This window comes from Nonomuraea sp. NPDC003201 (assembly GCF_053590415.1).
In genome coordinates this window covers 12,984-39,485 of the sequence record NZ_JBSFTC010000008.1, presented here as the reverse complement: position 1 = coordinate 39,485, position 26,502 = coordinate 12,984, and the positions used below count along the sequence as shown (strand labels likewise).

The following is a 26,502-nucleotide window of genomic DNA, read 5'->3' as shown; positions in this document are numbered from 1 at the left end:
CCCTCAGGCGACGCTGCACCGGCGTCCACGCATCAGCACCGGCCAGGCCGCGTGCAGCGCCGCCTGCCAGTGCCGGATCGGCTCCCCCCGGGTGTGCGCGAGCACGCTGTAGGCCGGCCGCTTGGCCGGGCGGGGGAACGCCTCGCTGGTCACGGGGCGTACGCGATCCGGGTCGGCGCCGAGCAGGCTGAAGATCTCCTTGGCGAACCCGCACCAGGTGGTCTCGCCCGCGCTGGTGCCGTGGTAGACGCCCGGCGGCAGGTCCGACCGGGCCAGCCGGACGAGATAGTCCGCCAGGTCGGCCGCCCAGGTCGGCTGGCCGTGCTGGTCGTCGACCACGTCGACCGTGGGCCGCTCGGCCGCCAGCCGGATCATGGTCGACACGAAGTTCGCGCCGCCCGCGCCGTAGAGCCAGGCGCTGCGCACCACGTAGTGCCCGTGCTCCAGCGCCGCGTACTCCCCGGCGAGCTTGGTCCGCCCGTACGCGTTGATCGGCCCCGTCGGCGCGTCCTCCGCGTACGCCACCACGCCGTCCCCGTCGAAGACGTAGTCGGTGGAGACGTGCACCAGCCGCGCCCCCGCCAGCTCGCAGGCCTCGGCCAGCCAGCGCACGGCATGCCCGTTGACCGCCAGCGCCTCCGCCTCGCTCGCCTCGGCGTCGTCCACCGCGGTCCAGCCGGCGCAGTTGATCACGACTCTCGGCCGGTAGGCGGACACGAAGTCACGCACCGCGCGCCTGTCGCGCAGGTCCAGCTCGGCCCGGCCGAGCGCGAGCACCGGCTCCCCCGTCAATGCCGCCCTGTCCAGGACGTCGGCGGCGAGCATGCCGCCGGCGCCCGTGATGAGCCACCTCATGCCGCCTCCCGGCACAACCGATCGATCACGAGGTCCACCAGTCCCGGTGCTCGGCGTACCAGCGGACGGTGTCCTTCAGCCCCTGCTCGAACGGGATCTCCGGCCGGTAGCCGAGCGCCCGCAGCTTCGCGTCGTCCATCGAGTACCTGCGGTCGTGGCCCTTGCGGTCCTCGACGTACTCGACCGCGTCCCAGCCCCTGCCGCAGGCCTGGAGCAGGCGGCCGGTCAGCTCCTTGTTGGTCAGCTCGGCCGTGCCCGCGATGTTGTAGACCTCGCCGGGCTCCCCCTTCTCGGCCACCAGCCGGATGCCGGCGCAGTGGTCCTCGACGTGGATCCAGTCGCGGACGTTGCCGCCGTCGCCGTACAGGGGGACCTTCCGGCCGCGCAGCAGGTTCGTGACGAACAGCGGGATGACCTTCTCCGGGTACTGTCTCGGCCCGTAGTTGTTGCCGCACCTGGTGATCGAGACGTTCAGGCCGTAGGTGATCGCGTAGGCCCGGGCGATCAGGTCGCCGCCGGCCTTCGACGCCGCGTACGGCGAGCGCGGGCGCAGCGGCGCGTCCTCGTCCCACGAGCCGATGTCGATCGACCCGTACACCTCGTCGGTCGACACCTGGACCACCTTCGGCACCCCGGCCTCCAGGCACGCCTGGAGGAGGGTCTGGGTGCCCAGCGCGTTGGTGCGCATGAACTCGGCCGCGCCCTCGATCGACCGGTCCACGTGCGACTCGGCCGCGAAGTTCACCACGAGGTCGTGGCCGGGGACGACGCTCCTGAGCAGCTCGGCGTCGCAGATGTCCCCGTGCACGAACTCGTGCCGCACTCCCTCAAGGTTGGCCCGGTTGCCGGCATACGTGAGCTTGTCCAGCACCGTGACGTACATGTCGTGCAGATTGCGGACGAAGTGCGAGCCGATGAAGCCCGCACCGCCCGTCACCAGGATCCGGGTCATGAACTGATCTGTACCTTGCTGTGATCGCCCAGCACGAGACGGTGGGCTCTGGGCGTGTTGGGCGCCGGGGTGACCTCGACGTCGTGGCCGATCAGCGACGACTCGATGCGGCCGACCCCGGCGATGGAGGCCCTGGGCAGCACGATCGAATACTCGATCTCGCTGCCGGTGACGGCGCAGTCGGCGCCGATGGAGGTGAAGGGGCCGACGTAGCTGTCACGGATCCGCGCGCCGTGGCCGATGATGACCGGGCCGACGATCCTGGACCGCTCGACCACGGCCCCCTCCGCGACGACCACCCGGCCCACCAGCTCGCTGGCGTCGTCCACCTGCCCGCGTACGCTGGGCTCGACCGACTCCAGGACCAGCCGGTTGACCTCCAGCATGTCGGTGACGTTGCCGGTGTCCTTCCAGTAGCCGGAGATCACCGAGGACTCGACGCGCAGGCCCGCCTCGATCAGCCACTGGATCGCGTCGGTGATCTCCAGCTCGCCCCGCCACGACGGCTTGAGCTCGGCCACCGCCTCGTGGACGGCCGGGCTGAACAGGTAGACGCCGACCAGCGCCAGGTCGCTCTTGGGGCGGGCGGGCTTCTCCTCCAGGCCGACCACCCGGCCGGAGGCGTCGAGCTCGGCCACCCCGAACTGGCGCGGGTCGCCGACCCTGGTGAGCATGATCTGGGCGGCGGGCCGCTCGCGGGCGAACCTGTCCACCAGGTCGTTGATGCCGCCCACGACGAAGTTGTCGCCCAGGTACATGACGAAGTCCTCGTCGCCCAGGAACTCCCTGGCGATCAGCACGCCGTGCGCGAGCCCGAGCGGGGCCTCCTGCCGCAGGTACGTGACCTGCAGCCCGAAGGCCGAGCCGTCCCCCACGGCGGACTCGATCTCCGCATGGGTGTCGCCGACCACCAGGCCGAGTTCCCTGATCCCCGCGGCCGCGATCGCCTCCAGCCCGTAGAAGAGGACCGGCTTGTTCGCGACCGGCACCAGCTGCTTGGCCGAGGTGTGCGTGATGGGCCGGAGCCGTGTGCCCGACCCCCCGGCGAGCACGAGTGCTTTCACCGCTAGTAAGCCCCTTCTCCACGGGTGACGACGGACCAGGTCTTCCAGAGGATCTGCAGGTCGAGGATGAGCGACCAGTTCTCCACGTACCGCAGGTCGAGGCGTACGGACTCCTCCCAGCTCAGGTTGGAGCGGCCGCTGACCTGCCAGAGCCCGGTCATGCCCGGCTTGACCACCAGCCGGCGGCGGACGTCGGCGCCGTACTGGCCCACCTCCTCCGGCAGCGGCGGGCGGGGGCCGACCAGGGACATCTCTCCTCGGAGCACGTTCAGCAGCTGGGGCAGCTCGTCGAGCGAGTATTTCCGCAGGAAAGCGCCTACCCGCGTGATTCTTGGATCGTTCCTAATCTTGAAGAGCACGCCGTCGAACTCGTTCGCTTCCAGAAGCGCGCTCTTGAGCCGCTCCGCATCAACCACCATCGTACGAAATTTCACTACATGGAACTCTTTGCCGCCTTTGCCGACCCTGATCTGGTGGAACAGCGCCGGCCCCTGGCTGGTGAGGCGGATCACCAGCGCGATGGCCAGCAGCGGCAGCGCCAGGAGCAGCAGGGCGGCCGCCGCGACCAGGCGGTCGAAGACGGTCTTCGCGACCTGCTTGGTGCCGTCGAACTCGGGGTGCTCCAGGTGCAGGAGCGGCATCCCCGCGACCGGCCTGATGCTGATGCGCGGCCCGGCCACGTCCATGAGCGCGGGGGCCACGAAGAGGTCGGTGCGCGCGGTCTCCAGGCTCCAGGCCAGCCGGCGCAGCGCGGCCCCGTCCAGCTCCGGGCAGGCCAGCACGGCCACGGCGTCGGCCTGCACGCGCTCGACCACCGTGGCCACGTCGCCGAAGGAGCCGAGCACGGGGATGCCGTCGAGGTCGATGTCCATCGCGCTGTCCGGAAGGCAGGCTCCCACCACCTGCATTCCGTGGTGCGGCTGCCGCCTGAACTGCATCACCAGGTCGAGAATCGACTCCCGGTGCCCGACCGCGATCACCTGACGCATGTAGTCGCCCACCGCTCTCCTTCGGTGGAGACGCTTACGCATCCGGTAGCGGAAGTACAGCGTGGACAGCAGCGCCAGCGGCAGCATCGCCATCACGAAGCTGCGGGCGACCGCGGTCTGCGTCGCGTAGGCCAGGATGGCGACGGTCGCCATCAGACCGACACCGCCGTTGAAGACGGCCTTGAACTCGTCCGTTCCCTCGCCGTTGGCGCGCTGCCGGTACGCGCCGCCCATCATGAGCGCGATGGGCCAGGCGGCGATCAGGCCGAGTCCGAGCATGAACTCGACCCACGGTATGAACACCCCGGCGATGAGCCGGATGCCCAGCACGCATACGCATGCCAGCAGTGCGCATGTCGTATCACCGCCTAACAGGAGCCGTAGGTACGCGCGCGTCCAGATGCTCGACGCGCGACGTGGCACGGCCCCGAGGAGCACGACAACGGACTCCCCAGTCCCCACCCTCATAGCACCACCCTGAGAACTCTTGTGCACCGCGATAACAGGACGTTCCTTGAACCACATGGGTTGACATGTCCCACGCACAATCAAGGGCGGCGGCCCCCACTAAAGAGTAAAGATCGATTCCGGTACGGGGAATAACGTCCAATGTCCACAATCGGACGAGGGCTCAGCAGCTGAAGGGCTTGACGGAACGATCCATAAGTGCAGCGGTCTAGCTGGCAAAATGTACGGTTTACGGTGGAATTTCGGCAGGTTGCCGCCGAATCAAGCCGCTAGTCGTACTCCAGATCCGGCAATGCGGACGGCGGGTCAGGACTGCGCCAGACGACCACAACCCCGTCATGCGCGGAGTCGGCGGCCAGGGCCAGCCGATCGAGGTCGAAGTCCGGCAGATAGCGCAGCCGCGCCAGGAAGGTGGCGTCCGTGGCCGAACGCGGCACGACACAACCGTCGCCGTCGCGGTCGAGCAGGATGTAGAGGACGTCCTCCCCGACTTCGGTGACGACACGGACCTCCACCACGTCCTCCCAGGCGAGAGCCTCGACGCTACCGTCCGCGTAGTGACGGGTGACGCCCTCTTCCGTGACATATACGTAGGAGTCCGGCATCGGATTGCCGTGCATGGGCGCGATTCTTGCGAGTTCAGGGGCTGTCCCGCAAGGGTTCGCACACAATGGTGCGGTTGACCCCGTCAGTGACCGCCCCAGGAGTGGCTGAGATGTGCGGCCACGGCCGCTCTGGCCGCGTCCCGCGGGCCGTCGGCGATGGCGTCGAGCAGCTCGCGATGCTCCCGCACCAGGACGTCCCGGTCCGTGTAGACCTCCCGGAGCCGCACCGTCCCGAGCCGCGTCTCCGCGGCCAGGACTCCGTAGAGCCGTTCGAGCCGGGGGCTCCCCACGGCCTCGATCAGCGCCTGGTGCATCGCCATGTGCTCGGCCACGCACTCCGACCAGGGCGCGTCGGCGGGCAGGGCCGCCATCCGGTGCAGTGCGGCCTCCGCCCCGGGGACCCGCTGCCCGGCCACGGCCTGCGCCATGAGGTCTTCGAGCGGCCTGCGCACGTACATGAGATCGTCGAGGTCCGAAAGCGTCACCTCGGGGACATAAGCGCTGCGGTTGCGCTCGCGTCTCAGCAGCCCCTCGTGGACGAGGCTCGCCAGCGCTTCCCGCACGGTCGGCCTGGCCACGCCGTACGAGGCGGCGATCTCCTGCTCGGGCAGCGGGGTGCCGGGCGGGATCTCGCCGGACAGCACCCTGCTGCGTAGGGCGTCAGCGAGCGCGCCGACGGTGGAGACGGGTCTGAGCGGCAACGTCACGGCTGCGACTCTAGCTCCCTTTCCGGCACAAGCTCTTGCTCGCGTACTTTCTCCGGGATCGCCACGGCCACCAGGCTCAGCGCGAGGAGCACCAGGCCCGCGATCGAGATCGGGGCCAGCCGCTCGCCGAGCACCACCAGGCCGAGCAGCGCCGCGACGGCCGGCTCCGCCAGGGCCAGCGTGGCGGCCGTGGCCACCGGCGTGGTCCGCAGGCCCCTGCCGTACAGGAAGTAGGACAGGGCCGTGGTGCCGAGGCCCAGGTAGACGACGGCGAGCAGCCCGCGCGGCTCGCCCATCCAGGCGACCCCGTTCGCCAGCAGGACGGGCAGCATGATCAGCGCCGCGCCGCCGAACATGACCCCCATGACCGCGTTGGACTCGGCCCCGCGGCCGATCGCCCGCGCCGCCATGACCGCGTAGAAGGCGTAGAGCACGCCGCCGAGCAGCGCGAACAGCACCCCCGAGACCGTCTGCCGACCGGCCTCGGCCCCGCCTCCGACGATGAGCGCGGCGCACCCGCAGATGGCCGCCGCGGTCGCCGCGGCCCACCGCCCGCTCGGCCGCTGACCGTGGAGGAGCCAGGACAGCAACCCCGTGAAGACGGGCCCGCTCCCGATCGCCACCACGGTGCCGATGGCGACCCCCGTGCGGCCGACGGCGGCGAAGAAGCAGAGCTGGTACGCGGCCACCGCGACGGCGGCCAGCAGCAGGCCCGGCCTGATCGCCTTCCTGACGCCGGCACCTGCCACGAGCGCGAGCGCCGTCCCCCCGATGACCAGCCGCGCGGCGGCCAGTGCGACGGAGTCGGCGGAGACGAGCAGTCCTGCCGTCCCGGCCGTGCCCCAGAGCACGGAGGCAGCGACAACGGCGAGTGGTCCGTTTCTCATGCCCGCCATTGTCTGACAATTAGACAATTTCGTCCAGTTGCCGGTCGATCAGCCGCCCCGCCGGGGCCACCACCTCCCCCGCGTAGTCGTCCAGCACGGCCAGGGCGTCGTGGATGTCCGGCACGCTCTTGCACGGGAGCTCGAACAGCGTCTCGTCCTCCGCGGTGATCGACCCCTCGATGTGGAAGGCGCCGGCGGAGACGGCGATGGAGACCTCGAAACGGACCTCGCGGCCGTCGGGCAGCGTGAGGCCGGTGCCGACGCGGGCGCCGGCGGGCGGGAGGAAATAGGAGAAGGGCTCGCTTCTGGCGAACGGGTGACGTAATTCCGCGAGCATCCCTGACGCCCGGCTCAGGGCTTCCAGGAGACCGGCCGCGGCCAGACTCTCGCTGTCCACCCAAGAAAGGGTAGATCAGCGGGGCGGCAGGTGGCCATTCGTTCCGCTGTTGCCCGTGCGCTAAGAGCGGTGCGGGTGGGCCAGCCGCACTCTCAGGAGGTCGTGTCGGAAGTAGTACAGGCCGCCCACTTTCCGGAACACACCTCGTTGGTAGCCGTCCTCCAGGAGCGCCGTCACATTCCATGGCAGCCGGCCGGTCGCGGCGAGCAAGATGCGCGCCACGACGAAGCTCGTGCGGGAAGTCTGCAGAATCGTCATGAAGACGACCACGGCCAGCGCCGCCAGGGCGAGCGCGTACGGCGAGGCGGCGGGCCCACCGATGATCCCGAGCGTGACGGCGAAAGAGAGGATCACCGCCTGAAGAGCGATCAGGGCAGGCGACAACACCGTGAGGACCCAGAGCGCGGCCACCGCCGCGATGCCGCTCGCGGCACCGGCCGGCAGGCTGTCTCCCGCCGCGAGGTACCAGTGAACGGCGGCGAAGCACACCGCCGCGGCGGCCCATGCCCCCCACTGGCTCCTACGCTCCGGAACCGTGTTGGCGAAGGCGTAGTAACCCAAGATGCCCAGCGCCATGGCCGTCCCTGCGATGGCGCCCAGAGAGGCCTCCGCCGCGAGGCCGAATGCCGCGCCGGTGCCCAGACCGGCCACGAGACCGGTGATCACGCTGCTCGCCACAGGCGCGACCCTGTCCCCCAAGGCCGCCCCGGAGATGCCTTGAGTGCGGAAATGCCGGGCGAGGAAGGTGAGCCACCTGTGTACGTCGTTCGCGCGCCAGGGCGAGCTCGGATGCCCTGACGGGTCCGAATAGAGCGCGGGAACGATCTGCGTCAGGAGGTGGGCCTCCACCTCACGCCTGCTCGTGAAGGCGAGCAGGTCGTCCGGGTCGGCGGCGCGCTCGGCGTAGGTGACCCGGGCCAGCGACAGGGCCAGAGGGGTGGAGAGCCCGCGGGCGAGCTCTCCGTCCGGATGCGCGGCCAGTTGCGCGAACACACCGTCCCACTCGGCGAGCCGGGCGGGCTTCGTGGTGACGGTCAGGTAGTCGCGGACGGCGACGGCGTCGAGCGGCCTGAGCTCGATCACGGCCGCGGCGGTCAGGACATCGGCCTCCCTGGAGTCGATGGTCGCCAGATATTCGCCGGTACGGCTGGTCAGGAGGACCGGACGAGTGGAGCCGAACGCGGCGTTGATCTTGGTCAGGGCTGTCTCGCGATCGGCTTGCCGCATCTCGTCGAGCCCGTCGAGGACGAGCAGCAGGCGGTCCGTGCCCAGAGGCTCGTCGAAGGCGTAGTCCTCGCGGAGGCGTGAGTAGATCCAGGCGCGCAGCGACTTGTCCGACGGGCTCCAGGTCGACAGTCTCAGGATCACCGGCACGGGCGCGGCCGGGTCGCCTGACTTGTCGCGGGCCGCCAGGCAGGCCAGAACGAAGCGCATGACCAGGGAGGTCTTGCCGGCGCCCGGCTCGCCGAGCGCGACCAGGCGCATGCTGGGGAGCTTGGTGTGGAAGGTCTGGTAGAGATCGTCCAGGGTGCCGTCGAGGTCGACGGGTGTGTCGTCGCCCCCGATGACCCGCCAGTGATCGCTGACCGGCGGGCCGAGCGTGCGCCACGAGACGGGCAGCGGCTGCGGGTCGAGCAGGCGTTGCCGTAACTCCTCCGACTCCCACACCTGCCGGACCCTGGCGGCCAGCCGATCGGCGCGCGCGGCCTCGACGTCCGCCGCCGGCTCGGCCTCGTCGAGGGTGCCGAGGTCGCCCGCTTCCTTGGCGCGCTGCCGTAACCAGCCGATCGAGGCCGCGGCGGCGACGAGGACGCTGACGGAGAAGCCCCCGACGCTGGCCCACCGGTCGGCGTTCTCCAGTCCCTCCGAGACGAAGAACACGGCCAGGGCGATGCAGCAGGACGGCACGAGCACGATCGTGGCGACCAGCGCCCACCAGTACCACCCACGAATGTCTGAGCGTGATCGCGCCACGCCGGCGTGCCTCCGGACCATCGTGCGGACAACGGGCTGCATGCTCGGAGCCATGGCAGGTGCCGCCATCGGGTCGAGCATGCATGCGGACAATAGCGCGACGCGGCCCGCTCAGCGTCACTCGCCGGTCTGGAGCGGGGGATCTGTGGCCAGGCGGGCGTGGCGTTCGACGTCGTGGCGGACGCCGTCGTGACGGAGTTTGCCGCGCTCGATGCCCTCCGGCCGGAACCCGGCCTTCGTGGCGACCCGGCACGACGCCGGGTTGTTGACGCGATGCCCCAGCTCCAGCCGGTAGAGCCCCAGCTCGCCGAACGCCCACCGGGCCAGCTCCCCGGTGGCCGCCGCGGCGATGCCGCGCCCTCTGGCCTCGGGCAGGACCCAGTAGGACACCCAGCCGTTGTCGTGCTCGTCGAGGCGGGACACCGCGACGTTTCCGACCACCTGCTCGCTCTCGGGGCCCCCGACCGTGACGGCGAACGCGTGGCCCACCCCCTGCCAGGCGGTGATCCACCCGGCGGCGTCCTTGAGCGTGACGACAGGCCAGGACGCCTGCGTCCGCAGGTCCGGCGCCCGGAAGGCCCTCAGCACGACCGGCGCGTCGTCCGGGCGCCACTCCCGCAACCGAACGTGCACACCGCCCACAATGCCCGACATTACCCGTAATGCACCTATAACGCGCCCTGCCCGATTTGATGCTTGGCCTCGAACTCGGCCACCATCGCCTTCGGCGCGGTCAGGCACCAGGCCTCGGCCACCAGCTCGAACAGCTCGTCAGAGTCGATCTTGTCGAGGTGCACCACCACCCAGCCGAACCGCCCGGCCGTGAACTGCACCTCGAACACCTCGGGCCGCTCGGCCACCAGCGCGATCTGCTCCTCGATCGTGGCCTTGAGCCCAACGGTCTCGGTCGCCTCCCACAGGTAGCCGAAGCCCTTGTCGCGGACCTTGAGGCCGATCCACTCGCCGCCGTGGCTCATGCGGACCCCGGGCAGCTCGTCCAGCAGCTGGAGGAACTCATCGACGCTCACACCCATGCCCGCCTGTCTACCAAACCCGACCGACAGTTCCGACCGCGGCGCCGGAGCCCACTAACGTGAGAGCGATGGCCGACACACGTACCAAACTGCTCGATGCCGCGCTGGAGACGCTCAAGGAGCACGGCATCGCCGGCGTCTCCGCCCGTACGATCGCCGCGGCGGCGGGCGTCAACCAGGCCCTCGTCTTCTACCACTTCGGCAGTGTCGACCAGCTCCTCGCGGCCGCCGTCGAGCACGGCTCCCAGCAGCGCATCGCCCTCTACCGCGCCCGCTTCGCCGCCGTCACCACCCTCCGCGAGCTCCTCGACCTCGGCCGCGCACTGCACGCGGAGGAACGGGCGGAAGGCACCGTCGCCGCCCTCGCCCAGGTCCTCGCGGGCGGCCAGACCGACCCCAAACTCGCACCGGCCACCACCACCGGCCTCAACCTGTGGATCGAGGAGGTCGAGCAGGCCCTCGGGAGGGTGCTGGCCAAGTCGCCGCTGGCGGAGTTCGTGGACGTGGCGGGCCTGGCCAAGGCCACGGCGGCGGCGTTCGTGGGCCTGGAGCTCTACGAGGGAGTGGACCCGGACGGCGCGAACCAGGCGTTCGACGCCCTGGAGAGCCTGGCGGGCCTGGTGACGGCCCTGGAGGACATGGGCCCCCTCGTACGCCGCGCCGCCCGGGCCAAGCTCCGCCGTCACTCGTAGTAGCGCACCTCCAGCACGTTGCCGTCGGGGTCGGGGAAGAACATCGTCTCGGGGGCGATGCCCTGCGCGCCGAAGGAGTTGACGCCGGAGCCCGTGATCTCGACCCCGTGCCGCTTCAGCCTGACCTGCAGCTCGTCGAAATCCTCCTTTCCGACGGCCAGGCAGAAGTGATTGATCGGATGCCCGGCGCTGCCCTTGACCCCGGTGCCCTCGTCCACTCCCATGGAGGCGTCATACGCCATCAGGTCGAGGATGGTCTCGGCCGAGATCCGTACACTCGGAAACGCCGTCTTTCCCTCGCGAAACGCCTCGGCCCGCACCCCCGGCAGGCCGATAACCTGCTCGTAGAAATGCAGGGAATCGAGCTGGTCGGAGACCCAGCAGACGAGATGGTCCAGCCGCACGTCCATGCATACCTCCGCTTCTGCCGCCCGAATCCGCCTGTCCACCTGCGGTTCCATGGTTGGACGGTGATTCAGCGGCCGACACCGGCCTGCGCCGTACTCATTTCATAATGAAAGATCCGGATGACAGCGAAGTAAACACGGCAGGTCCGGCGGCGACCGCACCGCGCCGGCTGATCGCCAAGGGCCGGTGATCAAGCCTCGACTATCCTCACGTCGGGGAGCTGGTTCCGCTGGAGGTCGCCGGTGAGTTCTGAAGGTCTTACGCGGGCCAGGTTCCGCCTTCTCGGCCCGGTGGAGCTCCAGACCGAGACCGGACACGTCGTCCTGACCGGCAAGCAGGGGGCGTTGCTGACGATCCTGCTGCTGAGCGCCAACCGCGTGGTGTCCGTCCAGCGGCTGGCGGAGTCGCTGTGGGGCGAGCCGCTGCCGAATTCCCCTTCCTCCCGCGTCAGGATGCTGATCTCCGACCTCAGGAAGACGTGCGCCGCCGCGGGGGACGAGCTGATCCGTACGCAGCGGCCCGGGTACGTCGTGCGGCTGGCACCCGACCAGCTCGATCTGGCCAGGTTCCTCGACGGTGTGGCGCGGGCCCGCAAGGCGGCGACCGCAGGTGACCCGGAGACCGCGGTGACCCGCTACGACGAGGCGCTGGGCCTCTGGCACGGTGCGCCGCTGGTGGGGATCGACGGCTCGTTCGTCCCGGCAGAAGTGGCCAGGCTCGAGGAGCTGCGGCTGGAAGCGGTGGAGGAGCGGGGCTCGGCCATGCTCACGACGGGCCGGCACGCCGAGGCCGTCACCGAGCTCACCGCGGTCGTCGCGGACCATCCCCTGCGCGAGTCGGCGCACGGCCAGCTCATGCTCGCGCTGCACCGCAGCGGCCGGCGCGCCGACGCCCTGGCGATCTACCGGAGCCTGCGCGAACGGATCAGCGAGGAGCTGGGGCTGGAGCCCGAACGCGAGCTGCAACAGCTCCACCAGCGGATCCTCACCTCCGACAGCACGCCGGAACCCCGGCCACGTCCGGTGCTCTCGCCGATCCCCCGGCAGTTGCCCGCTCCGCCACCGCACTTCGTCGGCCGCGAACGCGAACGCGCCGAGCTGGACCGCCTCGCCCGCGACCGGACCAGGAACAGCGTGGCCATCGCCGCCATCGGCGCCACCGGGGGAATGGGGAAGACTTCGCTGGCCCTGCACTGGGCGCACGACAACAGCGGCCTCTTCCCCGACGGCCAGCTCTACGTCAACCTCCACGGGTTCGACCCGGGCAGCGACCCCCTGCCGGCCCATGTGGCGCTGCGCCATTTCCTCGGCTCTCTCGGTGTCCCGGCGGCGGCCATCCCGGCCGGGGAGGAGGCCCAGGCCGGGCTCTACCGGTCGCTGGTCGCCGACCGCCGCCTGCTCGTCGTCCTCGACAACGCCCGCGACGTGGCACAGGTCGAACCGCTGCTGCCCGGCAGTCCCGGCTGCGTCGTCGTGGTCACCAGCCGCAACCGCCTCCCGGGCCTGAACGCCACCCGCGGCGCGAGCCTGATCGGGCTGGACGCCCTCACGCCCGCCGAGACGCGCCGCCTGCTCGGCCACCACCTGGGCGAATCGAGGATCGGCGCGGATCCCGACAGCGCGGCCGCCCTCGTGGAGCACAGCGGCGGCCTCCCCCTCGCGATCAGCGTGCTCTCCGCGCGCGCGGCCATGCACCCCGGCTTCCCCCTGTCGGTCCTCGCCGAGGAGCTGAGCAGCCCGGCCACCCGCCTCGACGCCCTGCAGACCGGCGATCTGAACGCGGACCTGCGGGCCGCGTTCACGTCCTCGTACGAGGCCCTCCACCCCGGCACCGCCCGGCTGTTCGCGCTGCTGGGACTGGCGCCGTGGCCGGACATCAGCCTGCGGTCGGCCGCCGCGCTCGCCGGCCTGCCCGCCTCCCGCACCAGGGTGTCGCTGCGGCGCCTCGAAGCCGCCAACCTGATCCAGCAGCACCGTCCCGGGCGGTATCGCACGCATGACCTGGTCCGCCTCTACTCCGCCGAACGCGCGCAGTCCGATCTGCCCGATCACGAGCGGGCGCAGGCGCTGACCCGCCTGGTCGACGCCTACGTGGTCACCGCGTGCGCCGGCGACCGGCTGCTGAACCCCAACCGTCCCTTCGCCGCGCGGATCTCCGGCGAGGCCGTGCGGGAGGAGTTCGAGGACGCCGCGTCGGCCTGGGCGTGGTTCGAGGACGAGCAGTCCAGCCTCATCGCCGTTCAGCGGCACGCCGAGAGGCTGGGCCTGGACGCGGCCGTCTGGCGGCTGGCCTGGGCGATGGACACGTACCACAAGCGGTGCCAGCACGAGCTGCGCACCCGGTCCTGGGAGACGGCCCTGGCCGCCGCCGAGCGGCTGGGCCGGCCGGGCCCCCGGGCCTTCTCCCATTGGTATCTCGGGTACGCCTACGCGCAGAACTCCCGGGCCGACGACGGCCTGGAGCACCTGCTGCTCGCGTTCGAGCTGTTCGAGCAGGAGGAGGACCTCGCCGGACAGGCGCACACCAGCCACACCCTCGGGTTCGCCTGGCTGGAGCGGGGCGCACCCGAGCACGCGCTCCCGCACGTCGAGAACGCCCTGCGCCTCCAGCGCGAACTCCGCGACCCCCTCTGGGAGGCCAACGCGCTCAGCGCCGCCGGCTGGTGCCACGCCAAGCTCGGCCACTACCCGCAGGCGCGGTCGTACTGCGAGCAGGCTCTGGAGCTGTTCCAGAAGCACGAGGACCTGAACGGCGAATCCGCCACCCTCGACAGCCTCGGCTACATCGCCCACTGGGCCGGACAACATGATCAGGCGCTCGACCACTACGGCCGATGCCTCGAACTGCGCGAGCAACTCGGCAACGCCTACCAGCGCGCCGACACCCTCGTCCGCATCGGCGACGTCCACCACGAAACGGGCCGGCCCGCCGCCGCCCGCGACGCCTGGCAGCGAGCGTTCGATCTCTACCACAAGCAGCACCGCGCGGTCGAAGCCGGGAACGTCCAGGAGAAGATCAGGCGCCTTGCCGCACCGCCTTCCGCTCCAGCCGGACCCTCAGGTCACGCGGCACCAGCAGACCGCTGAAGTCGGGCACCATCGCCGTCTCCTGCGTCCGCGCCAGGTTCATGCCGCTGACCAGCCAGGCCGTCGCCAACGTCAGCTGCATCATGCCGAGCTGGGTCCCCACGCACACCCTCGGCCCGGCGCCGAACGGCAGATAGGTGTGCCTGACGGGCGCGGCACGAGGCTCCAGCCACCGTTCCGGCACCAGCCGGTCGGGGTCGGACCACCAGCGCGGATCGCGATGCAGCCGATACAGGCTGAACAGCACCTGATCCCCCGTCTTGAGACGCCACCCGTCGAGCTCGGTCCCGTGACGTACGGTCCTGCCGATCAGCCAGGTCGGCGGCCACAGCCTGAGCACCTCCTTGACGAACGCCTCGGTGTACGGCAGGTCCCCCATGACGGGGACCTCGCCGGCCGACGCGGCCTCGGCCTCCAGCCTGGCCAGCACGTCGGGCCGCGTGCTGAGCTCGTACACGATCCAGGTGAGCGCGGCGGCCGGGACGCCCAGCGCGGCCAGCATGATCCCGCGCAGGAACCGCTCGATCTGCAGGTCGGACAGCTGCTGATCCCCCGGGGCGAGCAGCACGCCGAGGAGATCCTGGACGGTGGGGTCGCCGGCATGACGGCGGCGGCGCACGATGTCGGTCATGAGCGCCAGGAGCCGCTTGCGGGAGCGGGCGAAGCGCCGCACCTTGCGCGACGGCCACCACGGCGGGAGCTGCAGCGAGTCACGCGACAGGGGGTCGATGGCCGCGACGTTCTCGGCCAGTGTCTCCGGCACGCCTTCCGCGTCCGCGCTCAGGCAGAAGTCGGCGGTCGCCCGGCCGAAGAAGTCGGCCATCGTGGCGAGCACGTCGATGTCCCCGTCACCGACGGTCTTGAGGAAGATCTCCCGCAAGCGTTCGGCGTGCGCCTGCGCGACCCTCCGGTGCAGCCCCTGCCAGCCGGCGCGGCGGGTCGTCGTCCACAGCTCGGCGTCGGCCGCCATCCGCTCGGTGTCCGTGTTTCCCGCCAGCGGCGAATTCTCGGCAAGGAAGTCTCGGTTGGTCCTGGTGAGCAACGCATGCACCTGATCCGGTGAGGACACCACGATGGTGCGGGCGTCGAACGAGAAGACGTCCCCGTATTCACGGTGACACCGTTCCAGGAAACCGTTCCTGTCCCGGTCGTACTCCTCGGTGTTGCCGAACAGCCAGTGCCCTCGGGGCCCGGGGGGCCGCTCCGAACCAGGTGCGTGCGTCACTCGTCGGGCCCCTCTTAGTTGAAGAAGTTCCAGTAGGTGTACATGCCTCCCATGCGGACCCGGCCCACGAGGCGGACGGCTGCGTGTCGGATGTGCTTCATGCGTAACCTCCGTAGCGCGACTGTCGTCACTGACCACGATCGATCACGGGGCGCATGATCTCCGCATGAAACCCGCCTGCCCGTCGCCGTCACCATGGGTAATGGTAGAGTTACGGTCAGCTATGGAAGTCGTCAGCGGATTGCCGCGTCACGTGGCTTGCGTGATGGACGGAAACGGGCGGTGGGCCGCGCAGCGATCGCTGCCGCGCACCGCGGGCCACGAGGCGGCGGAGGCCGCCGTCATGGACATCATCGAGGAGGCGCGTTCGGCCGGCATCAGGTGGTTGAGCCTGTACGCCTTCTCCACCGAAAACTGGCGGAGGCCGGCGGGCGAGGTCGACATCCTGATGAGGCTCGTGCGCCGGGCCGTCCGCAAGCACGCGCCGGCGTTGCACGCGCGGGGCGTCCGGTGCAGGTTCCTGGGCATGTCCGATCCGCGGATCCCACCGGCCCTGGTCCGGGACATCACCGACCTGATGACGCTCACCAGCGACAACAGGCAGATGACGCTGACGGTCGCCTTCGATCACGGGGGGCGGCGCGACATCGTGGAGGCCGCCCGCTCGCTGATCCGCGCCGACGTGCCGGCCGAGCAGGTCACCGAGGCCACCTTCGCCCGGCATCTCCCCTACTCCGACACGCCGGACGTGGACCTGGTCATCCGCACCTCCGGAGAGCAACGCATCTCAAATTTCATGCTCTGGCAAGTGGCCTACGCCGAGTGGGTCTTCCCGCAGGTGCTGTGGCCGGACTTCCGCGCGACCCACCTCTGGGAATGCCTTGACGCCTACCGGTCGCGCCAGCGCCGGTTCGGCGATGTCCGCCAGTCGACCGCCGTCACGGGAGAGGAATCTCGATGAGCCAGAGCACCACCGACGCCTTCGGGCCGGACTCGATGCTGCGCCGCCTCGTCAACGACGCCCGGTGGGGCCTCGCGGTGACCCGCGCCACGGTTCTGGAGGCCGCGCATCCGCAGATCGGCGCCGCGTTGATCGAAAACTCGACGTTCGTGGCGCATCCGTGGCGGCGGCTGCGCAACACCTTGGTGAGCATGCAGCGCGTGCTCGACCCCGACCAGCACGTTCGCACCCGGGAGGCGGCCCGCCTCAACCGCCTGCACGCCCGCATGTCGGGCACCGACCCGCAAGGCCGCCCCTACGACGGAAAGGACGCCGAGGCCCGCGCCTGGGTGGTGGCGACCCTGTTCGAATCGACGGTGACGATGTACCGGCTGAGCGGCGAGTCGCTCGACGGACCCGCGCTCGAACGGCTCTACGCCGAGTTCCGTGCGTTCCTGGCCCTGATCGAGGGCGACAGCGACCGGCTCCCCGCGACGGTGCGGGAGTTCTGGTCCTACTACGACGACATGATCGACCACCGCCTGGAGAGCACCGAGGCCGTGCGCGTCATCCTCTACCGGCTCTTCGCCAACGTGCCCGCACCGCCCCTGCTGCGCGACCATCCCGCGGTGTGGGCCGCGGGCCGGACCGTGGCGGGCCCGGTAGCCGCCGCGATCACCATCGCGTCGCTGCCGGAGTCCTTCTGCCGGCGGGTCGCCCTGCCCGACCTCCCGGGGGCGCGGACGCTCATGTACGGGGCGTACCTCACCGCCGGAATCGCCACCCGCGTGCTCCCGGACGGCTGGGTGGACGTCAACTCGCTCGTGAGCCTGCTGGATCCCGGCCACGCCGCCGGTTCCGGACCATGGCAGACGGTACGCCGCAAGGCCGGCCAGGCCGCGGCCATGGTCAGGCTCATCACCCCGGCCCCCGACGACGTCAACCCGACCACCCGCTCGGCCGACCGGTTCTTCGCCGAGGTCCTGGACCAGACGGGCGACGGCTACCTCACCTGGCCTGACCTGGCGGCCATGGCAAGAGAGCTCGCCACCCGGCTCGACCTGGACGAACAGGACGAGGAGCGGCTCTACAACGCCTACGCCACCTGGTGGCGGGAGCTGCAGACCAATCTCGACACCGACGGCGACGGACGCGTCACCCGACAGGAATACGCCGCCTCGGCCGTCTCGCTGCCCGGCTCAGGGCTGATCAAGGTCGCCGACGTGCTGTTCGACGTCACCGACGGCGACGACGACCAGGCGATCGACGCGCAGGAGTTCCAGAACTTGTTCCGCACGGCCTTCCACCGCGATCTGGCCGGCGGAGCCGACGCCTACTCGCGCGGCGCTTTCGTCAGGCAGTTCCTGTCCTTCATGTCGGGGCAGCGGCACTCGGTCGCGTACGACTCCCTCCTGTCCTAGCTTCGATCACCGCCGGAACAGGACGTCGAGTTCGCTGAAGTCCAGCGAGCCGTCCAGCGCCGTGAGACCTCCCGTGGCGAGCAGTTCCGCGGCGGCTCTCCGGGTCGCGGCGTACGCGGCCTGGGCCAACCCGGTGCCCAGGCTGACCCTGCGTACCCCGGCCTGCGCGAGCTCGGTGACACTCGGTCCACCCGCGACGGCCATCGCGTTGACCGGCAGCGGCGATGCCGCGCAGAGGGTGTTCAGCGCGTCCAGGTCGAGCAGGCCAGGAACGAAGATGCCGTCGGCTCCCGCCTCCGCGTAGGCCTCCGTACGCTCCAGCACCTCGCCCAGCCGCCCGTCCGGCGCACCGATCCCGAACAGGAACACGTCGGTACGGGCGTTGACGAACAGTTCCGGCAGAGCCGCGGCGGCCGCGGCCTCCCTGGCGGCGCGCAGCCTGGCGCTCTGCTCGGCCACCTCGAACAGGGGACCGCCGACGGCCGTGGAGTCCTCCAGATTGACGCCCACCGCCCCGGCCTCGACCACCGCCCGCACGGTCGCGGCGACATCCGCCGGATCCGGCCCGTACCCTCCCTCCACATCGACCGTCACCGGCACGTCGACGGAGTCCACGATGCGCCGCGCGGCCTCCACCATCTCGCCCCGGCCGAGCCGCTGCCCGTCCCCCCGGCCCAGCGACCACGAGACGCCACCGCTGGTCGTGGCGATCGCCGTGGCGCCGGCCGCGGCGATGACGGCCGCGCTGGCGGCGTCCCAGGCGTTGGGCAGCACCAGCACGGGCTCGGCGCTCAGGGCGCGGAACAGCCGCGCCTTCCGCTGGGTCGCGGCATCGACGGAGGAGGAGATGTACATGACTGCCTTTCGCGTTGTCCTGCTTCCGGGATACTGCTGGGCAGAGGGTCGAGGATCCACTGATTAAGCTGAGACCGAATCATGGAGGCAGCATGAAGGCGCGGCTCGCCTTCTCGGTGAACGATCTGGCCGAGACCCGGTTCGCCGTCTCGCCCATGTGGGAAGTCGTCACCAGCGTCAGAGCGCTGGCCGCCGCGGTCGTGCCGCGCCCGCACCGCAACTGGGCCGACCAGGTACGTCCCCGGCTCGCGGCCGCGGGCCTCGATCGCGGCTGGCTGGCCGACATGATCCCGCCCAGCGGCCACCTCCCCGACTTCCTCAACCCGGCGCCGACGACCCCCTCTCCCGGCCTTGCCGACGAGCTGGCCGCCATCGAGGCCACCCACCCCGAGCAGGTACGGCAGGACGTCGATCGCCTGGCCGCCGAGCGCGACGGCGCTCTGTCCTCCCGGCTGCGGAGCCTCCACCGCAGCCCGCAGAGCTGCCTGCCCCGGATCGTGGCGGAGATCGAGGTCTACTGGGGGCTGGCGATAGCGCCCTACTGGGCCAGGATCCGCTCGGTCCTGGAGGCGGACATCTTCCACCGGGGGCGCCAGGTGGCCGAGCAGGGTACGGCCCAGGCGCTGGACGAGCTGCACCACACGGTGCGCTGGGCCGGCGGCAGCCTCCACCTGGTAGAGCGGCACTGCCCCATCACCAGGATCGACACCGGAGCCGGGCTGCTCCTGGTGCCGTCGGTCTTCGCCTGGCCACGGGTGCTGACCCGCTCCGTCGCGTCCGAACCACCGCAGCTGGCCTACCCGGCGCGCGGGATCGGCCTGTTGTGGGAGCGCCGGACACATGCGCACATGGACGCCCTCGCCGCCGTGATCGGCCGGTCCCGGGCGTTGATCCTGGCCGAACTGGACACCCCCGCCTCGACCACCGAACTCGCCCAGCGGTCGGGCCTGTCCGCGGCGGGCGTCTCCCAGCACCTCACCGCCCTGCGGGCCGCCGGCCTGACCAGCACCCACCGAGCGGGCCGTTCGGTCCTCTACGCCCGCACCGGCCTCGCCGACGCCCTGCTCACCGCGCAGGCGTGAAACCCCGCGCTCCCGCGTCAGCGCTGTGTGGTGCGGAGGTGGATGCGTTCGCCCTGCTTTCCGAAACAGGGACCATCGGTGATCATCTCCGCAGCACTCTGGTGTCGGAAGCATGATCCCCCACGGACCTCGCGGCCTATTGAGGCTCGGACCGGTAACCAAGAGCGGCAACGACCGCATGCTGCCTGCGCAGATACCGCCGGCCCAGGACCCCGTACCAGATCATGACGGGCAGGTGGAGCGCATACCCGAGCTGTTCCAGCACCCCCGTAGGGCCGTCGGTCCCGGTCGTCCACGGAAGCACGACCGCGGCCAGGCCGCTGAGTGCGGCGATCAGGCCGGTGACACGAAGCCCGGCGGGCATCGGGATGCCCACCGCGCCGGCGGCGGTGGCGGCGACCCACAGCAGCCCGGCCAGATTGACCGCCCATTTGGCGGTGAGCAGGACGGCCAAGGCCACTGTGGCGGCCGCCGGGGCGGTCGGGCGGGCGGCCAGCTGGGTCAGTGCCAGGTTTCCGGCGTCATGAAGCAGGCCGGCCAGCCCGGCGGCGGCCAGCAGGCCACCGGCGAGCGTCACCAGATACGGTCTTGACGTCTCGGCCGGGCGAGCGGCCATCACCAGCCCGGCCGCGGTCAGTGCCAGCCAGCCCAGCACGTCGAAGGCCAGCTCGGTCAAGTGCAGCCCGGCCTGCTCGCGTACCGCGTCCAGCGCGGCGCCGGGATCGGACGGATTCAGGGTCAACCCCGATGGCACCACGATGGCCGTTCCGGCGATCATGGCTATCAGCGAGGTCAACAGCAGCACACCGGTGAGCCGGCGCCGAGGGTTCGGATCGGTCATGGATCGTGACGGTAGAACCCTGACGCTGGGACAAAGTCAACATGCCAGGAGAGGGGGACGCCATGTGGCGGATCGGGCAACTGGCGCGCATGGCCGGCGTATCCGAACGGACCCTGCGCCACTACGACAAGATCGGGCTGCTGCCTCCCGCCGCGGTCGACCGTGCCACCGGCTACCGCTGGTACGGCGTGACCGAGCTGTCCCGGCTCGAACGCATCCGCGGACTGCAGCGCCTCGGCCTGCCGCTGCGCCAGATCGCCGATCTGCTGGACGCTCCCGAGGCACAGGTGCGGCAGGCGCTCACCGAGATCGTGGCGAACATCAGGCGTGACATCGCCACGCTGGCCGCGACCGCGGCTCACGCCGAGGACCACCTCGCCGTGCCGATGTCGATCCTGCCTCAGCAGACCGCGGTGGACTCGCGCCGACTCCGCGTCCGCCGCATGCGCCTCGACCATCCCGCCGAACTGGCCGCCGTCTGCCCGGCGCCACCGGCGGCCCTGCTGACCTGGCTTCGCGGGCGGCCGACGGGCGGGTTCGCCGCCGCGGTGACCACCGACGGCGCCGGCGAGCAGCTCTTCCTGCCTGCCCGCACCGTCGTACGAGCCGTCGTTCCGCCCTCGGCAGGGGTGGTCCGCGCCGGGCAGGACCTCTTCGGCTGGCTGCACCGCCACCGCCGGGAGGTCACCGGTCCCACCGTGGAGGAGCACCTCATCGACGCCGACGGCGCTCACGCCATCGTCCTTGAGGTAACCGTGAACCCACGGCGGTGCACCCGCGCCGCTTGACTGTTCCCCGCTCATCCGGCGACCGCCGTGGTCGGCACCGCGCCGCTCTCCCTGGGCGGCGGCGGGACCGGGTCCTCGTGGTAGCCCGCGCGCAGCTCCCGCAACCGGTCGTGGACCGCCGCCTCGGCCACCGCGTCGAGGCCGGAGCCGGGCTCGTCCAAGATCATCAGGTCGCGGCCCTGACGCAGCTGTACCTGTCAGAGGACGTCAGGTACGGCTGGCAGCATGGGCCGCACATTTCGCGAAAAGGAGTCGGCTGGATGAGCGGCATCGAGAAGACCCTGGTAGAACTCGAGCAGCGGATGCTGGACGCGGACGCTGCCTATGACGAGATATTTTTCGAGGAGTACTGCGCCGACGACTTCGTAGCCATGGGACATTATGGAATCGTGTCCAGGCAGCAGGTTCTCGACATGTACGTCAAGGGGAGCGGCAATCCGGAACGGTACAACCGAGCGCACGATGTCGTGGTCAAGCCGCTCGGCGACGCGGGAGCCGTGGTGGCCTACAAACTGACGAGCACCATCGGCGATGAGACGTCGTCATGGCATGCGTCGACGGTCTACCGCCGTACCTCCGAGGGCTGGCGCGTCGTCCTCCTCCACCAGACACCCATGTAGGGTGCGGCACGCAGTGTTAGACGGGGACCACCTGCACTGCTTTCCCGCACAGTTTGCTCATGTCGTCCGCGTCAGACGTCAGAACGACGGCAGGGCGTACCGAGCGCAGTGCGGTGGCCGTGACCACAGCGTCTGTGGCGTACTTGTGACCGTACAGGCGGGCATCCCGGAGAAGCCCGATCGCTCGCGACGAGATGTCCTCGGTCACCGGCTCGATCTTCAGGCGATCGCTTTTGACACGGACGCCTTGCGCCTCAACCGGTGTCATGGCGGGCCCCGACTCGCTCTCGGACGGCGCGAATGTTGCCCGCTCCAAGAGACACTGCCGCGCCGCAGGCAAGGCAGATATTTTAAGTACCTTTACTAATAATTTCACGCGTGTGATACTCGCCTCCCAGCAACCCTCACGGAAGAGGATCACATGCGCCGACGAATGATCACCGTCATCATCGTTGCCTTGTGCGCGGTCCCCGCCCTGGCTCCGGCAGGCTCGGCGACCGCCGCCGAAGTGTTCTTCCAGGACACCGGAACTCTGACCGGCTGGAGCAACTACCCACAAGAGCCCCAAAAGCAAGGCGTGATCCGTACGGTCAGCAGCCCCGTGTACAAGGGGACCACCGCCATCGAGGCGCAGCAGACGTACGTCGACGAGGGCGGCGGGTACCACTCCGAGACCGTCCAGAGCCGGACCCAGGCCGTGGGCCAGGACCGCTACTACGGACAGGCCATCTACCTGCCGCCGAACTGGCAGTTCCACAACCAGAACGTCACCTTCCAGCAGTGGTCGCCAGAGGACCCGGAAGGGCCCTGGGAGCTGATGTTCGTCCAGAACGACGAACTCCGGATCGGCGGCTCGGGCGGCTTCGCGGCCACACTCGACAAGATCACAAACCTTCGTGGCACGTGGATCAGGATCGTCACCCGCCTGAAGTTCCACAGCACCGCGGGTGCCTTCGAGGTCTGGGTCAACGGGCGGAAGGTGTGGAGCAGGACCGGGGTCGCGGTGTTGCCCAAGACATCGCAGACGATCCGCTGGTCGTCAGGCATCTACTGCACCGCTTGGCGGAACGGGACGCCCGCCGGCCCGCGCGTACTGTCGATCTATCACGACCACGCCAGGATCGCCTCCTCCTACTCCTCGGCAGAGCCCGCCAACTGGTGACACAGCCCCGGGGGCCGGGAGCTGAGCGCGACCGACCCCCGGCGTCAGCTATGTCGCAACCCAGACCTCCGATCAATATGCAGCACCATCCGACGCATATTTCAGGACATATCCCGAGCCTGCATGCTAAACCTGCCCTTCTAGCAGGGCATACGTGATGAGTCTTGATGGATTTTGTAGGTTTCTTATCTATTAATCGCCTCTTGACGATGAGAAACACCCAATGTTAACTGCGCGTGACATGCCACTTCCTAACCCCCCAAAGGTGAGCATGGTGAAGAGGTTGTTACGCTCCCTCCCCCTGGCGGCGCTCCTCAGCGCGTTGCTGTCCGGGACGCCCGCGCCGGCCTCGCCGACCGACGCCGCGTTCGACCAGTCCACGGGAACGCTCGACGTCGACTACCCGGGCTACCTGTCCAAGCACGACATCGTCTACAACAGGCCCAACACCAACCCGCTGTACGGCATGACCGTGGGCAACGGCCGTACCGGAGCGATGGTCTGGAGTCAGAACGGACTGACCATGCAGACCTCGGGCGTGGACCTGTCCCAGCAGTCCGCGTTCGCGGCTGGGCTGGTCAACCTGGCCACCAGCCCGGGCATGGACACCGGATACACCACCTTCCAGCAACGGCTGTCCCTGTACGACGGCACCCTCACCACCAAGTACGACTCGAACCGCACCGTCACCGTCATGGGGTCGCCGAACTCCGAGGTGATGGGAATCCACGTGGACGACAGCCGCACCGGTGTCTCCAACGTGGCCCTGAACCTGAGCATGTGGGACACGGCGAACCTCCCGAACAGCGGCGACGTGCCCGACCTGAACACCTGGAAGACCGTCTCCACCTTCGCCGACGCGAACGCGGCCGGCCTGAGCCGGGGGCAGACCGACGCCAACGGGTTCGGCTACACGCTGGCCGCCACGGTCGAGGGCGCGAGCTACTCCACCCAGGTCGTCGACTCCCGCACGGTACGGCTCACCATCACGCCCACCTCCAGCTACACCATCTGGTTCACCGCGGCCGGCCGGCTCAACGCCCCCAACCGCGACTCGGTGGCGCAGGCCCGCAACCAGCTCGCCGCCGTGAAGTCCACCGGGTACGCGACCACGGTCACCAACTACCGCAACTGGTGGCATTCCTTCTGGGCCAAGTCGTTCGTCCAGTATTCCGGTCTGTCCGGCGACGCGGACTACCTGGAGAACGTCTATTACCTGTCCACGTACATGATCGCCGCGGCCGGCCACGGCAGCTACCCGGCCCACTTCATCAACGGCGTCTTCAGGGCGACCCAGGACAACACGAAGTGGAGCAACGCGTACTGGTACTGGAACCAACGCGACGTCTACCTGTCCTTCCTCGCCTCCAACCATCCCGACCTCATCGACAGGCACAACAACCTGTACGCCAGGAACTACAACGCCCTGAAGTCGTACACCCAGACGCGGTACAACGTGGACGGCCTGTGGGTGCCGGAGACCATGGGCTGGGACGGCAACGCGCGCGGCACGATCAACAGCGACTACACCAAGAACATCCTGTCGACCGGCTACGAGGCCGCCTACAGCATGTACCTGCGGTACCGGTACACCAACGACGCGAACTACCTGCGCGACGTGGCCTACCCGTTCATGCGCGAGACGGCGAAGTTCTACTCGGCCATGCTCTCCCACGACACGGCCACGAACACGTACTACATGGCCAGCTCCAACTCGCACGAGACGTACTGGAACGTCCGCAACGCGATCACCGACCTGGCCGCCGTGCGCAGCATCTTCCCCCTGACGATCCAGGTCAGCGAGCAACTCGGGGTGGACGCGGGGCTGCGGTCCACGTGGCAGAACGTGCTGGACCACCTGGTGCCCTACGTGGTCTCGAACGGCGCCTACCAACCGCACCAACCGCCGATCTCGCAGACCAGGAACAACGAGAACGTCTCCGCCGAGCTGATCTGGCCGTACGACGTGACCGGGATCGGCTTCCCCGACCACCAGACCGCGGTCAACACCTGGAACCAGCGGCCCTTCCCCTACGGCAACGTGTGGTCCAACGACGCCGTGCAGGCCGCCCGGCTGGGCCTCGGCGACCAGGCGTACAACGGCATGAAGACCATGCTGCAGAAGTACCAGAACTATCCGAACGGCATGACGAACAACACCAACGGCGTCTTCGAGTACCTCGGCGTGCACCTCACGGCCCTCAACGAGTCGCTCATGCAGAGCTACAACGGCAGGATCCGGGTGTTCCCCGCCGTTCCGGCCGACTCCTCGTTCGCCGGCAAGTTCACCCTGCTGGCCAAGGACGGCTTCCTGGTCAGCTCCGAGCGGGAGGCCGGCGAGATCAAGTACGTCGGCATGAAGAGCATGTACGGCAAGCAGGCCACCGTGGTCAACCCGTGGGGCACCCAGCAGGTCCGCGTCCGCCGTACCTCCGACAACGCGACCATCACGACGAGCTCGAGCGCGGAGATCGGCTTCGCCACCGCCGCCGGGTCCGTCTACGTGGTGGAGCGCACTGCCAAGCCGCTCAGCTCGTACGCCACCACCCGGCTCACCGGCGCCGCCAACCAGGGCGTGAAGTCCCTGAGCGGCACCGCCTCCACCCTGGGCCTCCCGACCGGGTCAGCGCCGTCCGGCACGATCAGCCTGCGCTCGCGCGCCAACAACATGTACGTGAGCGCGGAGAACGCCGGAGCCCAGCCCCTGATCGCCAACCGCACGACCGTCGGCGGCTGGGAACAGTTCGACCGCACGGACCTCGGCAACGGCAACATCGCCCTCAAGGCCAGGGCCAACGGCAAATACGTCACCGCCGAAAGCGCCGGAGCGCAACCGCTCATCGCCAACCGGGACGCCATCGGCCCCTGGGAGACCTTCCAGCAGATCACCAACCCCGACGGCACGATCAGCCTCAAATCCCAGGCCAACGGCAAATACGTGTGCGCCGACAACGCCGGATCCTCAGCGCTCGTCGCCAACCGCGACGCCATCGGCCCTTGGGAATCCTTCGACCTGATCACCCCACTCGTTCGCTGAAACAGGTCGAACCAGGCGTGCGCCGGCCGTCATGTGACACTCCGCGGCGAACTCCACGAACGCCGGCTGGTGGGCCAGGCCCACCAGCTACCGGACGTCAGCCCGCTCCCGGCACGGGTGGCGGCTCACCATCTGGATCGATCCACGGTGAAGAGCCTGGGAACCGAGGGTTACACGATCTTGACGGACAGCTCACAGGCATGCATAACATGTATGTAGGCGGCGAGGACAGCGGCGTTTCCTTCGCCCGTCGTGGTCCGCCCGTAGCGCCGGAAGGACACGTACATGCAGGAACCACTCAGCTCCGAACCCTGGAGGCAGTGGCACAGCGGACTTGAGCTGGACCGGTCATGGCCGTCGCCTGCGAGCGGGATAGAGGTCAACAGAGCGGAGCTCAAGAAGCGCTCGGCGCG

General features: G+C 69.6%; 26 protein-coding genes. 9 read left to right on the top strand and 17 right to left on the bottom strand.

What is annotated here, in order from left to right; translation table 11 throughout:
• Positions 1-3: 3 nt before the first annotated feature.
• From rfbD to ACWDX9_RS05960, 11 genes are all read right to left on the bottom strand, one after another.
• Positions 4-855, bottom strand: coding sequence for a dTDP-4-dehydrorhamnose reductase (rfbD, locus tag ACWDX9_RS06010; protein WP_449949576.1), 852 nt, complete (start codon positions 853-855; stop codon positions 4-6).
• A gap of 25 nt (positions 856-880) precedes the next feature.
• Positions 881-1,807 (bottom strand): dTDP-glucose 4,6-dehydratase, encoded by a 927-nt coding sequence (gene rfbB, locus ACWDX9_RS06005; protein WP_449949574.1) that lies wholly within the window; start codon positions 1,805-1,807, stop codon positions 881-883.
• Positions 1,804-2,871, bottom strand: a complete 1,068-nt coding sequence (locus tag ACWDX9_RS06000) for a glucose-1-phosphate thymidylyltransferase (protein ID WP_350733503.1) — start codon at positions 2,869-2,871, stop codon at positions 1,804-1,806. The genes rfbB and ACWDX9_RS06000 overlap by 4 nt, the downstream gene beginning before the upstream one ends.
• A 2-nt stretch (positions 2,872-2,873) precedes the next feature.
• Positions 2,874-4,328: a sugar transferase gene (locus tag ACWDX9_RS05995; protein WP_364264167.1), complete on the bottom strand. Its 1,455-nt coding sequence runs from the start codon at positions 4,326-4,328 to the stop codon at positions 2,874-2,876.
• Between the two features lie 269 nt (positions 4,329-4,597).
• The gene (locus ACWDX9_RS05990) at positions 4,598-4,948 is read right to left on the bottom strand and encodes a hypothetical protein (protein ID WP_397373613.1); all 351 of its coding nucleotides are present in this window, start codon (positions 4,946-4,948) and stop codon (positions 4,598-4,600) included.
• A gap of 68 nt (positions 4,949-5,016) precedes the next feature.
• A complete protein-coding gene (locus tag ACWDX9_RS05985; protein WP_449949571.1) occupies positions 5,017-5,640 on the bottom strand; it encodes a GntR family transcriptional regulator in 624 nt (207 codons plus the stop codon).
• Positions 5,637-6,527, bottom strand: a complete 891-nt coding sequence (locus ACWDX9_RS05980) for a DMT family transporter (RefSeq protein ID WP_449949568.1) — start codon at positions 6,525-6,527, stop codon at positions 5,637-5,639. The genes ACWDX9_RS05985 and ACWDX9_RS05980 overlap by 4 nt, the downstream gene beginning before the upstream one ends.
• 19 nt (positions 6,528-6,546) lie before the next feature.
• Entirely contained in the window at positions 6,547-6,924 is a 378-nt protein-coding gene (locus ACWDX9_RS05975) for a hypothetical protein (protein ID WP_449949565.1), read from the bottom strand.
• 60 nt (positions 6,925-6,984) lie between these two features.
• Positions 6,985-8,940, bottom strand: a complete 1,956-nt coding sequence (locus ACWDX9_RS05970) for an NACHT domain-containing protein (RefSeq protein ID WP_449949562.1) — start codon at positions 8,938-8,940, stop codon at positions 6,985-6,987.
• Between the two features lie 75 nt (positions 8,941-9,015).
• Positions 9,016-9,531 carry a GNAT family N-acetyltransferase gene (locus ACWDX9_RS05965; RefSeq protein ID WP_449949559.1) on the bottom strand — a complete coding sequence of 172 codons (516 nt, stop codon included), beginning with the start codon at positions 9,529-9,531 and terminating at the stop codon, positions 9,016-9,018.
• Positions 9,532-9,566: 35 nt separating this feature from the next.
• Positions 9,567-9,932, bottom strand: a complete 366-nt coding sequence (locus ACWDX9_RS05960) for an MmcQ/YjbR family DNA-binding protein (protein ID WP_364264151.1) — start codon at positions 9,930-9,932, stop codon at positions 9,567-9,569.
• A gap of 68 nt (positions 9,933-10,000) precedes the next feature.
• On the opposite strand from ACWDX9_RS05960, the gene ACWDX9_RS05955 reads away from it, so the two are divergent.
• Positions 10,001-10,624 (top strand): TetR/AcrR family transcriptional regulator, encoded by a 624-nt coding sequence (locus tag ACWDX9_RS05955; protein WP_363981150.1) that lies wholly within the window; start codon positions 10,001-10,003, stop codon positions 10,622-10,624.
• On the opposite strand, the gene ACWDX9_RS05950 is transcribed toward ACWDX9_RS05955, so the two are convergent.
• The gene (locus ACWDX9_RS05950) at positions 10,615-11,034 is read right to left on the bottom strand and encodes a VOC family protein (RefSeq protein WP_350733487.1); all 420 of its coding nucleotides are present in this window, start codon (positions 11,032-11,034) and stop codon (positions 10,615-10,617) included. The genes ACWDX9_RS05955 and ACWDX9_RS05950 overlap by 10 nt on opposite strands.
• A gap of 240 nt (positions 11,035-11,274) precedes the next feature.
• Between ACWDX9_RS05950 and ACWDX9_RS05945 the strand changes: the two genes are divergently transcribed.
• Positions 11,275-14,118 (top strand): BTAD domain-containing putative transcriptional regulator, encoded by a 2,844-nt coding sequence (locus tag ACWDX9_RS05945; protein ID WP_449949554.1) that lies wholly within the window; start codon positions 11,275-11,277, stop codon positions 14,116-14,118.
• Here the strand turns inward: ACWDX9_RS05945 and ACWDX9_RS05940 are convergent.
• Positions 14,048-15,343: a cytochrome P450 gene (locus ACWDX9_RS05940; RefSeq protein WP_449949551.1), complete on the bottom strand. Its 1,296-nt coding sequence runs from the start codon at positions 15,341-15,343 to the stop codon at positions 14,048-14,050. The genes ACWDX9_RS05945 and ACWDX9_RS05940 overlap by 71 nt on opposite strands.
• A gap of 202 nt (positions 15,344-15,545) precedes the next feature.
• Between ACWDX9_RS05940 and uppS the strand changes: the two genes are divergently transcribed.
• Both uppS and ACWDX9_RS05930 read left to right on the top strand, forming a co-directional pair.
• On the top strand, positions 15,546-16,304 hold the full coding sequence (gene uppS / locus ACWDX9_RS05935) for a polyprenyl diphosphate synthase (RefSeq protein ID WP_449949548.1): 759 nt from the start codon (positions 15,546-15,548) through the stop codon (positions 16,302-16,304).
• Complete coding sequence (locus ACWDX9_RS05930; RefSeq protein WP_449949545.1) at positions 16,301-17,704, top strand: oxygenase MpaB family protein; 1,404 nt, start codon at positions 16,301-16,303, stop codon at positions 17,702-17,704. Before uppS ends, ACWDX9_RS05930 begins: the two co-directional genes overlap by 4 nt.
• A gap of 6 nt (positions 17,705-17,710) precedes the next feature.
• Here ACWDX9_RS05930 and ACWDX9_RS05925 read toward each other — a convergent pair whose 3' ends face one another.
• Positions 17,711-18,559 (bottom strand): isocitrate lyase/PEP mutase family protein, encoded by an 849-nt coding sequence (locus ACWDX9_RS05925; RefSeq protein ID WP_449949542.1) that lies wholly within the window; start codon positions 18,557-18,559, stop codon positions 17,711-17,713.
• A 92-nt stretch (positions 18,560-18,651) separates the two neighbouring features.
• Between ACWDX9_RS05925 and ACWDX9_RS05920 the strand changes: the two genes are divergently transcribed.
• Positions 18,652-19,641: a DUF5937 family protein gene (locus ACWDX9_RS05920; protein WP_449949539.1), complete on the top strand. Its 990-nt coding sequence runs from the start codon at positions 18,652-18,654 to the stop codon at positions 19,639-19,641.
• A 136-nt stretch (positions 19,642-19,777) separates the two neighbouring features.
• On the opposite strand, the gene ACWDX9_RS05915 is transcribed toward ACWDX9_RS05920, so the two are convergent.
• The gene (locus ACWDX9_RS05915; RefSeq protein WP_449949537.1) at positions 19,778-20,482 is read right to left on the bottom strand and encodes a hypothetical protein; all 705 of its coding nucleotides are present in this window, start codon (positions 20,480-20,482) and stop codon (positions 19,778-19,780) included.
• A 41-nt stretch (positions 20,483-20,523) separates the two neighbouring features.
• Here ACWDX9_RS05915 and ACWDX9_RS05910 point away from each other — a divergent pair, with 41 nt between their 5' ends.
• Positions 20,524-21,270 (top strand): MerR family transcriptional regulator, encoded by a 747-nt coding sequence (locus ACWDX9_RS05910; RefSeq protein ID WP_449949534.1) that lies wholly within the window; start codon positions 20,524-20,526, stop codon positions 21,268-21,270.
• An 11-nt stretch (positions 21,271-21,281) separates the two neighbouring features.
• On the opposite strand, the gene ACWDX9_RS05905 is transcribed toward ACWDX9_RS05910, so the two are convergent.
• Complete coding sequence (locus tag ACWDX9_RS05905; protein WP_449949532.1) at positions 21,282-21,437, bottom strand: hypothetical protein; 156 nt, start codon at positions 21,435-21,437, stop codon at positions 21,282-21,284.
• A gap of 93 nt (positions 21,438-21,530) precedes the next feature.
• On the opposite strand from ACWDX9_RS05905, the gene ACWDX9_RS05900 reads away from it, so the two are divergent.
• The gene (locus ACWDX9_RS05900) at positions 21,531-21,890 is read left to right on the top strand and encodes a DUF4440 domain-containing protein (RefSeq protein WP_449949529.1); all 360 of its coding nucleotides are present in this window, start codon (positions 21,531-21,533) and stop codon (positions 21,888-21,890) included.
• A 16-nt stretch (positions 21,891-21,906) separates the two neighbouring features.
• On the opposite strand, the gene ACWDX9_RS05895 is transcribed toward ACWDX9_RS05900, so the two are convergent.
• Positions 21,907-22,266, bottom strand: coding sequence for a DNA-binding protein (locus ACWDX9_RS05895; RefSeq protein WP_449949526.1), 360 nt, complete (start codon positions 22,264-22,266; stop codon positions 21,907-21,909).
• Between the two features lie 45 nt (positions 22,267-22,311).
• Here ACWDX9_RS05895 and ACWDX9_RS05890 point away from each other — a divergent pair, with 45 nt between their 5' ends.
• Both ACWDX9_RS05890 and ACWDX9_RS05885 read left to right on the top strand, forming a co-directional pair.
• A complete protein-coding gene (locus tag ACWDX9_RS05890) occupies positions 22,312-23,052 on the top strand; it encodes a polysaccharide lyase (RefSeq protein ID WP_364264105.1) in 741 nt (246 codons plus the stop codon).
• A gap of 271 nt (positions 23,053-23,323) precedes the next feature.
• Positions 23,324-26,089 carry a glycosyl hydrolase family 95 catalytic domain-containing protein gene (locus tag ACWDX9_RS05885; RefSeq protein WP_449949523.1) on the top strand — a complete coding sequence of 922 codons (2,766 nt, stop codon included), beginning with the start codon at positions 23,324-23,326 and terminating at the stop codon, positions 26,087-26,089.
• The last annotated feature ends 413 nt before the right edge of the window (positions 26,090-26,502 follow it).

Coding starts and splice junctions, on each gene's coding strand:
- rfbD (WP_449949576.1), bottom strand. CDS start 855: ATGAGGTGGCTCATCACGGGCGCCGGCGGCATGCTCGCCGCCGACGTC.
- rfbB (WP_449949574.1), bottom strand. CDS start 1,807: ATGACCCGGATCCTGGTGACGGGCGGTGCGGGCTTCATCGGCTCGCAC.
- ACWDX9_RS05995 (WP_364264167.1), bottom strand. CDS start 4,328: ATGAGGGTGGGGACTGGGGAGTCCGTTGTCGTGCTCCTCGGGGCCGTG.
- ACWDX9_RS05990 (WP_397373613.1), bottom strand. CDS start 4,948: ATGCACGGCAATCCGATGCCGGACTCCTACGTATATGTCACGGAAGAG.
- ACWDX9_RS05980 (WP_449949568.1), bottom strand. CDS start 6,527: ATGAGAAACGGACCACTCGCCGTTGTCGCTGCCTCCGTGCTCTGGGGC.
- ACWDX9_RS05970 (WP_449949562.1), bottom strand. CDS start 8,940: ATGCAGCCCGTTGTCCGCACGATGGTCCGGAGGCACGCCGGCGTGGCG.
- ACWDX9_RS05960 (WP_364264151.1), bottom strand. CDS start 9,932: ATGGGTGTGAGCGTCGATGAGTTCCTCCAGCTGCTGGACGAGCTGCCC.
- ACWDX9_RS05955 (WP_363981150.1), top strand. CDS start 10,001: ATGGCCGACACACGTACCAAACTGCTCGATGCCGCGCTGGAGACGCTC.
- ACWDX9_RS05950 (WP_350733487.1), bottom strand. CDS start 11,034: ATGGACGTGCGGCTGGACCATCTCGTCTGCTGGGTCTCCGACCAGCTC.
- uppS (WP_449949548.1), top strand. CDS start 15,546: ATGGTAGAGTTACGGTCAGCTATGGAAGTCGTCAGCGGATTGCCGCGT.
- ACWDX9_RS05930 (WP_449949545.1), top strand. CDS start 16,301: ATGAGCCAGAGCACCACCGACGCCTTCGGGCCGGACTCGATGCTGCGC.
- ACWDX9_RS05925 (WP_449949542.1), bottom strand. CDS start 18,559: ATGTACATCTCCTCCTCCGTCGATGCCGCGACCCAGCGGAAGGCGCGG.
- ACWDX9_RS05920 (WP_449949539.1), top strand. CDS start 18,652: ATGAAGGCGCGGCTCGCCTTCTCGGTGAACGATCTGGCCGAGACCCGG.
- ACWDX9_RS05915 (WP_449949537.1), bottom strand. CDS start 20,482: ATGACCGATCCGAACCCTCGGCGCCGGCTCACCGGTGTGCTGCTGTTG.
- ACWDX9_RS05910 (WP_449949534.1), top strand. CDS start 20,524: ATGCCAGGAGAGGGGGACGCCATGTGGCGGATCGGGCAACTGGCGCGC.
- ACWDX9_RS05905 (WP_449949532.1), bottom strand. CDS start 21,437: ATGATCTTGGACGAGCCCGGCTCCGGCCTCGACGCGGTGGCCGAGGCG.
- ACWDX9_RS05900 (WP_449949529.1), top strand. CDS start 21,531: ATGAGCGGCATCGAGAAGACCCTGGTAGAACTCGAGCAGCGGATGCTG.
- ACWDX9_RS05890 (WP_364264105.1), top strand. CDS start 22,312: ATGCGCCGACGAATGATCACCGTCATCATCGTTGCCTTGTGCGCGGTC.
- ACWDX9_RS05885 (WP_449949523.1), top strand. CDS start 23,324: ATGGTGAAGAGGTTGTTACGCTCCCTCCCCCTGGCGGCGCTCCTCAGC.